Origin of the sequence: Flavonifractor sp. An306 (assembly GCF_002159455.1) — a bacterium.
Taxonomy (GTDB): domain Bacteria; phylum Bacillota; class Clostridia; order Oscillospirales; family Oscillospiraceae; genus Flavonifractor.
In genome coordinates, this window is the sequence record NZ_NFIQ01000032.1 from 1 (window position 1) to 13,514 (window position 13,514).

Sequence of the window (13,514 nt, forward strand, 5' to 3'; positions counted from 1 at the left end):
GGGGGTGCGGCGGGGGGTGGTGGCCCTCACCCCCCGCCGCACCCCCAGCAGGGACAGGATGGCCAGGTGCTCCCTGGTCTGGGGCATGGGCCCCTGGTCGGCGGCTACGGCCAGCAGCGCCAGGTCCATCCCGGCGCAGCCGGAGAGCATGGTGGGAATAAACTTCTCGTGGCCGGGTACGTCCACCACGCTGATCTCCCGGCCGCTGGGCAGGGTGAGGGGGGCGAAGCCCAGCTCGATGGTGAGGCCCCGGCGGCGTTCCTCCGCCAGCCGGTCGGTGTCCACCCCGGTAAGGGCCTTCATCAGGGCGGTCTTGCCGTGGTCCACATGGCCGGCGGTGCCCAGGATCATGGCTCTTCCCCCTTCCAGCGGGAGAGGGCGGCGGCGATCACGTCCTCATCTCCCGGCAGTAGGGTGCGCACGTCCAGCAGCAGCCTGCCCTTGTGGATACGGCCGATGACGGGAATTTCCCAACCCCGGAAAAAGGACTCCAGCTCCTCCGCCGGGGTGAGGGCCGCCGCCCAGCCGGGGAGGGATATGCCGGGCATGGAGCCGCCCCCCGCCTCCCCGGGGCTCTCGGCCAGCTGGCAGACGCAGCCCTGGGGACACAGGGGATCCAGCCGGGCTACCAGCTCCTCTGCCTTCTGGCGCAGGGTGTCCCCGTCCGCCCCCAGCATGGCCGCCGCCGGGGGGAGGATGCCGTCCCGCCAGTCCATCAGGGTGGCCTCCAGAGCCGCCAGGGTCAGCTTGTCCGGCCGGAGGGCCCGAACCAGGGGATCGGATTTGAGCCGGGCCATGGGTGCCGCCCGGCCCAGCAAAATCCCCGCCTGGGGGCCTCCCAACAGCTTGTCGCCGGAGAAACACACCACGTCGGCCCAGCGCACCGCCTCCTCCACCGTAGGCTCCCCGGGAAAGCGCCCGGTGGAGAGGGCGCCGCTGCCCAGATCGCACAGCAGGGGTGCATTTTTCTGCCGGGCCAGCTCCCCCAGCTGGGGCAGCTCCGCCGCCTGGGTGAAGCCCACTACCTTGAAATTGCTGGGGTGGACCTTCAGCAGGGCCTGGGCCGCGCCTGCATCCAGGGCGGCGGCGTAGTCGGACAGGCGGGTTTTGTTGGTGGTGCCCACCTCCACCAGCCGGGCCCCGCTGCGGGCCATGATGTCGGGTACCCGGAAGGCGCCGCCGATCTCCACCAGCTCCCCCCGGGAGATGGCTACCCCCAGGCCGGGGGTGAGGACCGAGAGCATCAGCAGCACCGCCGCGGCGTTGTTGTTCACCACGCAGGCCCCCTCCGCCTCCGTGAGCGCACGCAGCAGCTCCTCCACCCGGCCGGTGCGGCTCCCCCGGCGGCCGGAGGCCAGGTCGTATTCCAGGCAGCAGTAGCCCGCCGCCGCCTCCTGAACGGCCTGAGCCGCCCGGGGGGAGAGGGGGGAGCGGCCCAGGTTGGTGTGCAGGGGCACCCCGGTGGCGTTGATCACCCGAACAAGACCGGGGCGGGAGAGGGCCCGGGCCAGCGCCAGCGTCCGGGCGGCGGCCTCCGCCTCGGTGGGGGCCCTGTCCCGGCTCCCGGCCAGCAGCCCTTGCCGGGCTTCCTCCAGCGCCTGCCGCGCCGCCCGCCGCACCAGCGGGTAGGGCAGGCCGCAGCCCGCCAGCTCTTCCCGGGCCAGCAGCCGGTCCATTTTCGGCAGCTGGGACAGTTTGTGTTTTGCCACGGCACAGCCTCCCTTTTTCTTTGGCGTTTCCCTTGCAGTATACCACATTTCGGCAAACGATAGCGTATAAACTTTATGGTTTTCAGAAAAAGCCTTGCAAATTACGCTAAGAAAAGGAATAATTGCAATTGACAGATGAGAGCCAAAACAGGTATCATCAAATTGTGAAAAAGTTGACGAAATGATTTGGTGTTGTGAAAAGGAGCGACTGACATGCGGGTATTTGAGACACATGTACAGGAACTGAAAAACGATGTGCTCCGCTCGGTGGCCAAGCTGGCCTGGGCGGATGACCTGCAGACCGGAATTCTGGATATTCCCGAGCAGCTGATCCCCGGGCCGGAGGCCAAGATGCGCTGCTGTATCTATAAAGAGCGGGCTATCATCAGCCAGCGGGTGAAGGTGGCCATGGGGGGCGACCGCACCAACCCCAACCTGGTGGAGGTGCTGGACATCGCCTGCGACGAGTGCCCGGTGACCGAGATCTCCGTGGGCCCCTCCTGCCGGGGCTGTATCGCCACCCGCTGCGTCCACGCCTGCCCCAAGGACGCCATTACCGTGGTGGAGCGGAAGGCCACCATCGACCATAAGAAGTGCATCACCTGCGGCAAGTGCGTGGCGGCCTGCCCCTACGGCGCCATTGAAAAAAAGACCCGCCCCTGCGAGCGCAGCTGCAAGGCGGGGGCCATCTCCATGGGAGAGGACCGCAAGGCCTTCATTGATCCCAACAAGTGTACCTCCTGCGGCGCCTGTGTGTACCAGTGCCCCTTCGGCGCCATTATGGACAAGGCCTTTATTGTGGACGCCATTCAAATGCTCCAGGGGGCCGACAAGTGGGGCTTCCACGTGTACGCCGCGGTGGCTCCCTCCATCGCCGGCCAGTTTGCCCCGGCTGATCTGGGCCAGGTGGTCACCGGCCTGAAGATGCTGGGCTTCCACGACGTGGTGGAGGTGGCTCTGGGCGCCGACATGACCGCCAAGCACGAGGCGGTGGAGCTGGAGGAGAAGGGCATGCTGGCCTCCTCCTGCTGCCCGGCCTTTGTGGACTTTGTGGAGAAGAACTTCCCCGAGCAGGCCCACCTGATCTCCTCCACCCCCTCGCCCATGATCATGGCTGCCCGGAACATCAAGAAGAAGGACCCCTCCGCCAAGGTGATCTTTATCGGGCCCTGCGTGGCCAAGAAGAAGGAGGTCAAGCTGGGCAAGACCATGCGGGCGGTGGACAGCGCCCTCACCTTTGAGGAGCTGTACGCCATGTTTGAGTCCCGTGACATCGACGTGTCCAAGCTGGAGGACGCCGACCTGGACCAGGCCAGCGGCTTTGGCCGGTCCTTTGCCCGCAGCGGCGGCGTCACCGCCGCCGTGAAGGAGGCCCTGGCCGAGCGGGGCAGCAAGTTTGAGGTTAAGCCCATGACCTGCAGCGGGCTGGAGGCCTGCAAGCTGGCCTTCCTGAAGGCGGCCAAGGGCATCGGCGACTTCAACTTTATCGAGGGTATGGCCTGCGAGGGCGGCTGCGTTCAGGGTCCCGCCCAGCTCATCCGCTCCCCCAAGAACCAGGGGGATGTGGACCGCCACGCCAAGCAGGCGGAGGGCCGCACCATTGAGGAGGCGGTGGCCGCCGCGGAGACGCTGTCCCAGAAGGACGAAGCGGAATAAGCGCAAAGAGACAGGGCCCCGCCGGGATCAACCGGCGGGGCCCCTGTTTGTTTCATCCATACAGATTGTAGTCGATGACCAGCGCGTCCAGCGCCCAGAAATCGTCGTCGGGGATGCCCCAGTAGTCGTCGTCTCCCAGAGCCACCTGCACCAGGATGGTGGAGGGCTCCAGATAGCCCAGCCGGGGCAGATTTTCCTCGGTCAGGTCCATGAACAGCTCCACCCATTCCACCTCATAGGCCAGATACTCCTCGTCGGTCATCTGATCGGGGTAGCGGCTGTTGAGGTCGTCGGCGGCGCCGTTGGACAAATCGTCCGCCACCAGATGGAAGATGTCGATAGGCTCCACCGTTACCTTGACGCTGAAGGTGCGCTCGTCCATTTTGGAGGCGGACTCCACGGTGTACCTGGACTGGGCGTAGATCTGCCGGTACATCTTGCTCAGCTCCTCCAGCAGGCGCTCTTCCTCCTCCTGGGGCAGCTCGCTCTCCACAAAGGAGTCCAGGAAAAACTGGGCCTCGGTGGTCAGACTGTCGGCGTAGATCTGGTCCACGTCCTCCTCAGAGATGTCGATGAGCTCCAGAAACTCCGGGTCGGCTTTGCCCAGATAGTTCTCATCCATGGTGCCCTGGATATAGCACATGGCGTCCTTTTCCGTCAGCCCACCGAAGCTGCAGGCGGTCAGGGGAAGGGCCAGCGCCAGGGCCAGTGTCAGGGTCAGAGCTGCGGTCTTTCCTCTCATTCTCTTTGTCCTCTCTCTCTTGACAACCCCTCCGGGTCAGGAGCACAGATCAATGATGGCCTGGGTAAAGATCTTGGCGGCGGTGAGCTGGTCGGCAATGCAGGTGTGCTCGTCGGCGCCGTGCATGTTGCCGTTGAAGCCGGGCATGCAGCAGCCGAAGGCCACGCCGCCGGGAATGTCGTGGACATAGGTGCCACCGCCGATGGCCAGGCATTTGCCGGGCTGGCCGGTGAACTGCTCATAGCAGCGCAGCAGCGTCTTTACCAGGGGGGAGTCGGCGGGGGTATGGTGGGGCTCCTGCATGCCGCCCTCGGCGGTGAAGCCGAAGCGGGCAAAGGAGGCCTCCGCCGCCGCCTTGCAGTTTTCCTCGTTGGCGCAGATGGGCACCCGGCTGTCAAACTGGCCCCGCAGGCCGGTTTCGGTGATCTCCAGCAGGGAGAAGGCCAGGGTGAGCACGCCGGAGATCTCGTCGGACTGGGCCACCCCCAGGGCCTTGCCGCCCCAGTCTCCGTGGGGGAACAGGGCGTTCAGGGCGTGGAGGGCGGCGGTGGAGCCCACCTTGGCCAGGGGCAGGGTGCACAGCAGCTCCAGCAGGGCGGTGATGGCGTTGTTGCCCTCCTCCGGGGTGGAGGCGTGGGCCCCCTTGCCGTGGCAGAGGATCCGCAGGTCATCCCCCTCCTCCTTCAGCTCATAGCTGGCGCCGGTGAGCTCGGCGGTGGTGTCGCAGTAGGGGCGGACGGCCTCGGCGGACAGCCCGGCCAGCACGCACTCCGCCTCCGGCGGCACCACGTTGGTGCGGAAGCCGCCGTGGAATTCCTTCAGCCGGGGCGTGGCGGTCTCGGCCTCCCAGCTCTTGGTAAAGACCGGCCGGTAGCTGCCCTTCTCAATGTTGATGAGGGGGAACTCGGCGTCGGGGGAGAAGGTGTAGGGGGCATAGGGCTCTTTCCCATAGTAGTAGGCCAGATCCTCCGACCCGCTCTCCTCGTCGGTGCCCAGGATCAGCCGGGCGTTGTGCTTCAGGGGTACCCCCAGGTCCTTTACCGCCTGCATGGCCATCAGCACGGCGCAGGCCGGGCCCTTGTCGTCGTCGGTGCCCCGGCCGTAGAGCATCCCGTCCACCTCTTTGGGCTCGTAGGGGGCGGTCACCGTCCAGCCGGTGCCCTCGCCCACCACGTCCAGGTGGCAGAGGATGTGCAGCGCGGTGTCCTGGCCGTTCAGGTCCACCGTTCCCACATAGTTGTCATAGTTCTGAACGGAGAAGCCCAGCTCTTCGGCCAGCTTCAGGCCCTCCGCCAGGGCGGCGGCGGGGCCGGGGCCGAAGGGCATGCCGGGCTTGGCCTCCTCCCGGACGCTGCGCACCCGTACCAGCCGGGAGATATGCTCCACCAGCTGGGCCCGGCGGGCGGGATCGGCAAAATAGGAATCAATCTGCTGCTTGTACATAAAACATATGCCTCCTTATTCGGTAGGATCATCCTCGCTGCCGGTTCCCGCCAGCTCTCCCAGGTATTTGTACACCGTGTATCGGGATACCTGAAGCCGCTTGGCCACAAAGGGAACCGATTTGCGGAAGGAAAATGCGTTTTTCTGATCCAGAAGGGCGATAATCTTCATCCGGTCCCGCTTGTTCAGGGCGTTCACCGGCTTGCCCACCGCCGCCAGACACTCCTCGAACAGATCGCCCAGCTGCTTGTCCCCGCCGTGCCACATGGCGCTTTGCAGGTCGGCCTCCGCGCTCATCAGATCCACCAGGATCCGGTTGGCGTACACCAGGGAGGAGTAGTCGAAGTTGATGCCCAGAGCCAGGTTGTAGTCCTCCCCGATGAGGTGGAAGGTGCTGCTCTTGATCTGCTGGCCCGAGGGGGTGGTGGCGTAGAGATTGACAAAATCGGTGACCAGGGCGTCCTGGTCCAGGGCCCGGGCGGTGCCCAGAATGTCCAGGGTGGAACCCACCGTCCGCCCGGAGACATGGCCGTTGTAAATGGACAGTATGGGATGACTGGGGTCCCCCATGTCGTGTACCAGGGTTTCGCAGGTGGAACCGAACATCTCCGCGATTCCCCGGGCGGTACGGTCCAAAAACTCAAAGGCTTCCTCCCGATCCATCATACAGGTTTTCCGCTCCTCTCCAGATGACACCATAGCCCTTCTATTTTACTGTGCTCCCGCCGAAAATGCAAGGTGATTTACACGACGGGGCGGAACTGCTATACTTGGGACAAAAGGAGGGGCGGACCATGGGCGAACACAATGGAGCGCAGCGCCGGGCGGAGGTGGCCCGGATTCTGGAGGAGGCGGCGGCGCCGGTGAGCGCGGCGTCCCTGGCCCGGCGGCTTTCCGTCAGTCGGCAGATCATCGTGGGCGATGTGGCCCTGCTGCGGGCGGGAGGCGCCCGTATTCTGGCCACCCCCAGAGGCTACCTGCTGGAGCGGCGGACGGAGGGGGTGGAGCGGACGGTGGCCTGCGTCCACACCCCGGAGGAGACCCAGGCGGAACTCAATGCCATCGTGGATGCCGGAGGCGAGGTGGTGGACGTCATTGTGGAGCACCCGGTTTACGGCCAGCTTACCGGCATATTGGGCGTGCGCAGCCGATATGATGTACAGGAGTTTGTGGAGCGGGTGGCCCGGCACGGCGCCCGGCCCCTGTCCGACCTCACCGACGGCATCCACCTCCACACCATCCGCTGTCAGGACGAAAAAAGTTTTCAAAGGATACAAAAAGCACTTGCAAAAGAGGGGTTTTTGCTCAATATGTGAATTTAACATAGTAAAGAGCTAGTCCGACTGTACATTTTGACAAAAAAGTGTTGCCAAATTGTGAATGATAGTGTATGATGAGGATGAATCCTTGGGTTGGGGAGGCTTTTAGGATTCGAATTTATAAGGGAGGGTTATTATGAACTCACCACGTACAAAGCAGTTTGGCAAGTTCCTGCTCGTCCTGTTTGCACTGGTCAGCGTCCTGACGCTGGTGGCCTTTGCTGAGGGCGACGAGGCGGCCGTCAGCCAGTTCTATGGCACGATCTGGTCCCTGCTGCCCCCTGTGGTGGCCATCGTTCTGGCGCTGATCACCAAGGAAGTGTATTCGTCCCTGTTTATCGGCATCCTGGTGGGCTTTGTCCTCCAGGCCAACTTCGACCCGGTCATGACCTTCAACCACCTGGTCAACGGCTTTGTGGGCAACATCGGCGGCAACGCCGGTATCCTGATCTTCCTGGTCATCCTGGGCACCCTGGTGGCCCTGATGATCCGGGCGGGCGGCTCCAAGGCCTACGGTGACTGGGCTGTGGCCCACATCAAGACCAAGGCCGGCGCCCTGTGGTCCACCTTCATCCTGGCCATCGTGCTGGGCGTGGACGACTACTTCAACAACCTGACCACCGGCAACGTCATGCGCCCCGTGGCTGACAGCCACCACATTTCCCGCGCCAAGCTGTCCTACATGTGCGACGCCACCGCCGCCCCCGTGTGTATCATGATGCCCATTTCCTCCTGGGCCGCCGCCGTTACCGGCGTCATCAACAACGAGGAGCTGGGCTTCCAGATCTTCCTGCGGGCCATTCCCTATAACTACTACGCCATCCTGACCATGGTCTTCATCATCATCATGACGGCCCTCAACGTGGACTACGGCCCCATGAAGAAGCATGAGGACAACGCCGCCAAGGGCGACCTGTACACCACCCCCGAGCGGCCCTACGCCGACGCCGAGGAGATGAAGTTCAACCCCAACGGCAAGGTCATTGACCTGATCCTGCCCGTCGTCATCCTCATCATCTGCTGCGTCATCGGCCTGCTGTACGCCGGCTGGCTGGCGGGCGGCACCACCATCCTGGAGATGTTCGCCAACACCGACGCCTTCTTCGCCCTGCCCTTCGGCGGCATCATCGCCATCATCATCGACATGATCTACTTCATGGTGCGCCGCTCCATGACCTTTACCGAGCTGATGGACTGCCTGCCCAAGGGCTTCAACCAGATGGTGCCCGCCATCCTGATCCTCTGCATGGCCTGGACCATCAGCGGCGTGACCCGTGACGGCCTGGGCGCCCCCCAGTTCGTGGCCGAGTTCGTGGAGACCCTGGGCCCCGGCCTGCACAACTTCCTGCCCGCCGTGGTCTTCCTGATCGCCTGCTTCCTGGGCTTTGCCACCGGAACCTCCTGGGGCACCTTCGGCATCCTGCTGCCCATCGTGCTGGAGATCTTCACCCCCGGCGGCTTTGACAACCTGACCGCCGAGGCCCTCAACGAAGTGCCCATCCTGATGGTGGGCATCGGCGCCACCCTGGGCGGCGCGGTCATGGGCGACCACTGCTCTCCCATCTCCGACACCACCATCATGGCGTCCACCGGCGCCCAGTGCTACCACCTGAACCACGTGGCCACCCAGATGCCCTACGCCGTCACCGTGGCCGCTATCGGCTTTGTCAACTACATCATCACCGGCCTGATCATCGACTATGTGCCCCAGATCGTCTGCCTGCTGATCGCCATTGTCTCCACCGTGGTGGTCATGTTTGTCATCGGCAAGCTGAACCACTCTATGACCTGGCACTCTCAGCGCGACTAATTACATAGCACACTGAGCACGCCGGCTTCCGCCCTTGGGCGGAAGCCGGCGTTTTTTTCAGGGATGGGAGAGGAATCCATGTTTGTCACCATACGGCAGACCCAGGCCAATGGAAGCCATCTGTTCCAGGTGGAAGGGGAGGACCGGGTTCTGTTCCGGGCCCAGACGCCCTGGGCCGATGTCCAGCTTCCATTTCAGATGGAGCATCTGCGCCGGCTGAGTTTTACAGACGCCGATGGAAACGAGGTGTTTCACACCGCCTATAACGTCCTGGAGAACACCCTCCAGTCTGTCTCCCGGTATAAATACCTGTTCGGTTCGGCCACAAAGCTGGGGGAGTACCAGGTGGTGGGCAGGGACGGGGCGGTGTACGGCTCGTTCTATACCCAGATTGACGGAGCCTTTACCAAGCAGATGACCATAGACTACCGGGAGCACATCTATGACTGCTATGCCCGGGCCCTGGGCAGGATCTACGTCATCAGCGTGTTTGACGGGGAGCGGCAGATTGCCCAGATCACCAAGCCCCTGGACACCTGGAACCGGCTGGATGTGTTTTATCTCCACCTGGAGGACGGCTGCCGGGACATGCTGCCCATCCTCAGCTTTTTCACCATCTATGTGGACGCCCGGCAGTTTAACCGGCCCGGGCGGTATTCCACCTGTGAGGTGGAGAAGTCCTGGAGCTACACCTTTGACCGGAACAACCACAAATATGACCCCAACTGGATCCGGCGCACCTTCGGTCCGGCGGCGGCCGACCAGCTGAACCAGCTGCTGAGCGCCCGCCCGGAGCAGTCCGCCGCTGAGCTGGAGCTGGGCAGAAAGATGAAGCGGCGGCTCATCGGCATCCTGGCGGCCCTGGGGGTGGGCGTGGTTGTGTGCGCAATCGTTTTGCTGCTGCCGCTGTTCCAGGCGAAAACCGCCCTGGTTCCCGGAGATTTCGCGGTACAGATGAGCGAGTACGGCTATACCGTCACAGCGGAGGCCCCGCCGGAGCTGGAGGGCGGATGGGAGCTGGCCTTTCAGGCCAGGAGCCAGGCGTACAGTATATGGTACCTGAGCTATCCCACGGAACAGGAGGCCAGGCAGGCTTTCTCCAGCCTGGAGGACCAATTTGTGCAGAACAGGGGCAGCTCCTACAGCGAGGTTCACTCCAACCTCCTCAACAGCGCGGAATATGCCCTGACCTCCGGGGGAACCTATTCCGTGGTGTCCCGCATTGACAATACGCTGGTTTTGTGTACCACTTCCGTGGAGCACAAAGGGGCTGTCAAGGAGATTTTCCAGGAGCTGGGCTACTGACAGCAGAAAACATGCCCCAGTCCCCGCAAGTTTGCGGGGACTGGGGCATGTTTGTTTTTGCGTTCAGCGGGCGATCCACAGCAGGTTGGAGTCGGTGACGAAGTTGGGCACGCTGTAGAGCACCAGGGCCTGGTCGATCTCGTTCTGCTGAATATACTCCTGAATGGACAGCTTGTAGTACCGCAGGTCGATCAGGTGGATTTCGGAGAAGTGGGGGGTGAGGAAGGGCACCAGGGAGTCGGTATAGGAGTCCCGGATGATGAGCAGCTTGGGCTTGTCGGTGTTGGGGGTGGTGACTACGCCCAGAGACTGGTTGCCCCCCAGGAACATGGAGTACTTGTCCTTCACATTGAGGAAGGACTCCACATACAGGGACCGGGGCTCCTCCACCGGGTTGCCCTTGTTGTCATAGGTGTGGCTTACCACGGTGATGCCGGTGTCGGGCACATAGGTGGAAATGGTGTCGGGGCTTACCCACCGCACGCCGGAGGAGGAGAACACGGTGCCGTAGAACTCGGTGGAGCGGACGGTCTCGGTGTAGCTGTCCAGGCTCACCGGTTCATAGCCCAGGGCCTGGGCCAGGCCGGTGTAGCCGTAGTAGGCGCCCAGGCTGGTCCAGTGGTGGTCGGTGCGGTAGAAGATGTCCTCATCCTTGTGTTCCCACAGGGGGGTGTACAGGTCGGCCCAGGTGGCCCCGGGCACCGCGGCCTGAGCCTGCGTCAGAATGTCGGTCTGGCTGGCGTTGGGCGCGCCCTCCGGCAGGCGGTCGGCCCAGATGCAGGCCTGGGTGGGGATCAGGGAGAAGGTTACGGGGATATCCACATTTTCCACAAAGTTGTTCACATAATTCAGGTTGTCCGTCACCTTCTGGCTGTCCGGCTGGTCGAAGCGAGTGATGAGGGTGTTCTGGTCGCAGAAGTAGACGCCGTTGTTCTCCTGCTTGCCCAGCGCCCGCTCCGTGGCGGACTTCAGGCCGATCCAGCCGTCACGGGCCACAAACTGGTCGGTGGTGTAGGTCTCAAAGTCCTTCATGAACTCCCCGCTGAGCAGCGTCTTGACCGAGGGGGTGGGCAGCTGCTCCAGGTTGCGATTCTCCATTTCGGAAAAGGTCCGGTCGGGGGCGACGGCGTTGGCCACCAGGAATACCCCGATAAAAGCGCAGAACAGAGCGGTGATAAAGATGCAGTATTTTTTCGACATGTCAGAACCTCCAATCAGAAGCGGAAATAGAGGAAGGGATTGTAGGTGGCGTCCACCAGGTAGGCGGTGGAGAAGATCAGGCCCGCCAGCAGCAGCACCGGCAGCACCAGCTTGACGGCTTTCTCCGGCAGCTTGCCCCAGAGCTTCACCGCCAGCGGGGTGGCGGCTACCCCACCGATGATGAGCATGGGGAGATAGGAGGAGAAATAATACCAGACGTTATCGTTGGTCAGGCCGCCTCCCGCCATGCCGAACATGGCCTTCAGGTAGGCGCCCAGCTGGCCGAAGTCCTCCACGGCGAAGATGGCCCAGCTTACCAGCACGAAAAACAGGGTGTAGATGTGGCACAGGACGGCGGGCAGCTTCTGGAGGAGCTTGCCCAGGAAGGCCTTCTCCAGGATCAGCAGGGCGGCGAAGTACAGGCCCCAGAGCAGGAAATTCCAACTGGCTCCGTGCCAGATGCCGGTGGCCGCCCACACGATAAGCAGATTGAAGAACAGCCGGGGCTTGCTCACCCGGTTGCCCCCCAGGGGGATATACATATACTCCCGGAACCAGGTGCCCAGGGAGATGTGCCACCGCCGCCAGAACTCGGTGATGGACTTGGAGATATAGGGGTAGTTGAAGTTGCGCATGAACTCAAAGCCCAGCATCCGCCCCAGGCCCACCGCCATGTCGGAGTAGCCGGAGAAGTCGAAGTAGAGCTGCAGGGAAAAGGCCAGCACCCCCAGCCAGGCCCCCGCCACGGTGAGCTCCCCGGTGGGCAGGGCCTTGTACACGTCCCACAGCATGCCCAGGTTGTTGGCCAGCAGCACCTTTTTGGCCAGGCCCACCACAAAGACCTGCACGCCGGAGGCGAACATTTCCGGGGAGTGCTTCCGGTAGTCGATCTGATCCCCCAGATCCTTGTACTTGATGATGGGACCGGCGATAAGCTGGGGGAACAGGGTGACGAAGGTGCCGAAGTTGATGATGTTCCGCTGTACTTTGGCGTCTCCCCGGTACACATCAATGGTGTAGCTCATGGTCTGGAAGGTGTAGAAGGAGATGCCGATGGGCAGGCTCAGCCCCAGCTTGGGCATGAAGGTGAGTCCAATGGCCTCCAGCGACCCGGCGATGAAGTCCCAGTACTTGAAGAAGAACAGAAGGGCCAGGTTACAGACCACCGACGAGGCCACCGCCAGCCGGGCGCCCCGGTCGTTGCCCTTCCGCTTGTTGGCCTCCACCAGCATGCCGTGGGTGTAGTCGATGGCGATGGAGACGAACATGATCAGGATATATACCGGCTCGCCCCAGGCGTAGAAGATCAGGTTGGCCACCAGCAGCAGCAGGTTGCGCCACTTCAGAGGCGTAATATAATAGAGCAATAATACAACAGGGAGATAGAGGAACAGAAAATACAGGCTGGAAAAGACCAACGTCTCACCTTCTCTTTCTCAGACTTGCGAAAACGCGCCCGGCAGGAGCGGCCCTGCCGGGCGCGTTGCGCGTAATCTTTATTATACCACAGATTCCTTACTTTGTATAGCTGTTAAAGATGCTGACCGCCTGATCGGCCTGCTCGCCGATGGCAAAGAGCACATAGTTGCCGTTGGTCACCAGCTTGTAGTTTTTCACCAGCTCGTACTGCTCGGGCAGGTACTGGGACCACTGGGTGTCCAGGTCGGCCTGGCGCTTGGCGATGCCCGCCTTCACGGTGTCCATCTTGCCGTCCTTCACTTCGGCCACAAAGAACTCGGTGGCGTGGACGCCCATCAGGGGCATGTAGCACTCATAGCTCACCAGATCGGCGGCGTCGATGCCGTAAAGGCTGCTGAGCAGGGAGTCGTCCAGCTCGGTCATGCTGGGCAGCTCCAGAGCGGAGATGTCATTCCACACGGAGGCCACCACGTCGGTCTCGGGCTTGCTCTCCGGCGTGGGAGTGGGCGCGAGGGTGGCGGAGGGCTTGGAGCTCTCAGCAGGCTTCTGGGTGGGCTTGGTGGTGGGAGCGGCGGAGGGCTTGGAAGAGGGGGTGCTCTCCGGCGCCTGGCTCTCCTCGGTCACGGGGGCGGAGGACTCGGGGACGGCAGGGGTGGTCTCCGCCACGGGGGCGGAGGACTCGGGTGCGGGAGAGGCGCTCTCCACGGTGGGCGGGGTGGTCTGGGTGTCGGGGGTATCGCTGCCGCCGCCGCAGGCGGTGAGCAGGCTCAGGGTCAGCGTTCCGGCCAGGGCCAGAGCGAGAAAACGACGATTCATAGTTGGTAGCTCCTTTTCTGTTTTTGAGTTTCGAACTATTGGACGGCAGCTGTGAGAAAAAAGTTCCCTCCGATTTGCAAAAAAAGCGGCCCATC

12 protein-coding genes are annotated in these 13,514 nt (G+C 62.9%); 4 read left to right on the forward strand and 8 right to left on the reverse strand.

The genetic code is table 11. The features are described from left to right. The coding region (locus tag B5F88_RS09520; protein ID WP_204246219.1) for a GTP-binding protein at nucleotides 1-351 on the reverse strand (351 nt) is incomplete at its 3' end. After that, nucleotides 348-1,709, reverse strand: a complete 1,362-nt coding sequence (selA, locus tag B5F88_RS09525) for an L-seryl-tRNA(Sec) selenium transferase (RefSeq protein ID WP_242959720.1) — start codon at nucleotides 1,707-1,709, stop codon at nucleotides 348-350. The genes B5F88_RS09520 and selA, both read right to left, overlap by 4 nt. 213 nt (nucleotides 1,710-1,922) lie before the next feature. On the opposite strand from selA, the gene B5F88_RS09530 reads away from it, so the two are divergent. Further along, nucleotides 1,923-3,365, forward strand: a complete 1,443-nt coding sequence (locus tag B5F88_RS09530; protein WP_087344939.1) for a 4Fe-4S dicluster domain-containing protein — start codon at nucleotides 1,923-1,925, stop codon at nucleotides 3,363-3,365. A gap of 52 nt (nucleotides 3,366-3,417) precedes the next feature. On the opposite strand, the gene B5F88_RS09535 is transcribed toward B5F88_RS09530, so the two are convergent. The 3 genes from B5F88_RS09535 to B5F88_RS09545 are packed head-to-tail and all read right to left on the reverse strand — an operon-like array spanning nucleotide 3,418 to nucleotide 6,216. Beyond that, a complete protein-coding gene (locus B5F88_RS09535) occupies nucleotides 3,418-4,107 on the reverse strand; it encodes a hypothetical protein (protein WP_087344942.1) in 690 nt (229 codons plus the stop codon). Nucleotides 4,108-4,143: 36 nt separating this feature from the next. After that, a complete protein-coding gene (locus B5F88_RS09540) occupies nucleotides 4,144-5,550 on the reverse strand; it encodes a Sapep family Mn(2+)-dependent dipeptidase (protein WP_087344946.1) in 1,407 nt (468 codons plus the stop codon). A 15-nt stretch (nucleotides 5,551-5,565) separates the two neighbouring features. Then, entirely contained in the window at nucleotides 5,566-6,216 is a 651-nt protein-coding gene (locus B5F88_RS09545; RefSeq protein WP_242959722.1) for a helix-turn-helix transcriptional regulator, read from the reverse strand. 128 nt (nucleotides 6,217-6,344) lie between these two features. Here B5F88_RS09545 and B5F88_RS09550 point away from each other — a divergent pair, with 128 nt between their 5' ends. The 3 genes from B5F88_RS09550 (at nucleotide 6,345) to B5F88_RS09560 (ending at nucleotide 9,984) form a co-directional block, all read left to right on the forward strand. After that, nucleotides 6,345-6,866, forward strand: a complete 522-nt coding sequence (locus B5F88_RS09550) for a transcription repressor NadR (protein WP_087344951.1) — start codon at nucleotides 6,345-6,347, stop codon at nucleotides 6,864-6,866. Between the two features lie 139 nt (nucleotides 6,867-7,005). After that, nucleotides 7,006-8,679, forward strand: a complete 1,674-nt coding sequence (locus B5F88_RS09555) for a Na+/H+ antiporter NhaC family protein (protein ID WP_087344955.1) — start codon at nucleotides 7,006-7,008, stop codon at nucleotides 8,677-8,679. Nucleotides 8,680-8,757: 78 nt separating this feature from the next. Next, entirely contained in the window at nucleotides 8,758-9,984 is a 1,227-nt protein-coding gene (locus B5F88_RS09560) for a hypothetical protein (RefSeq protein ID WP_087344959.1), read from the forward strand. Between the two features lie 63 nt (nucleotides 9,985-10,047). Here B5F88_RS09560 and B5F88_RS09565 read toward each other — a convergent pair whose 3' ends face one another. From B5F88_RS09565 to B5F88_RS09575, 3 genes are all read right to left on the reverse strand, one after another. Then, nucleotides 10,048-11,184 carry a DHHW family protein gene (locus tag B5F88_RS09565; protein WP_087344962.1) on the reverse strand — a complete coding sequence of 379 codons (1,137 nt, stop codon included), beginning with the start codon at nucleotides 11,182-11,184 and terminating at the stop codon, nucleotides 10,048-10,050. 14 nt (nucleotides 11,185-11,198) lie between these two features. After that, a complete protein-coding gene (locus tag B5F88_RS09570; protein ID WP_087344965.1) occupies nucleotides 11,199-12,602 on the reverse strand; it encodes an MBOAT family O-acyltransferase in 1,404 nt (467 codons plus the stop codon). Between the two features lie 97 nt (nucleotides 12,603-12,699). Further along, entirely contained in the window at nucleotides 12,700-13,419 is a 720-nt protein-coding gene (locus tag B5F88_RS09575; protein ID WP_087344968.1) for a DUF4358 domain-containing protein, read from the reverse strand. Nucleotides 13,420-13,514 lie beyond the last annotated feature (95 nt).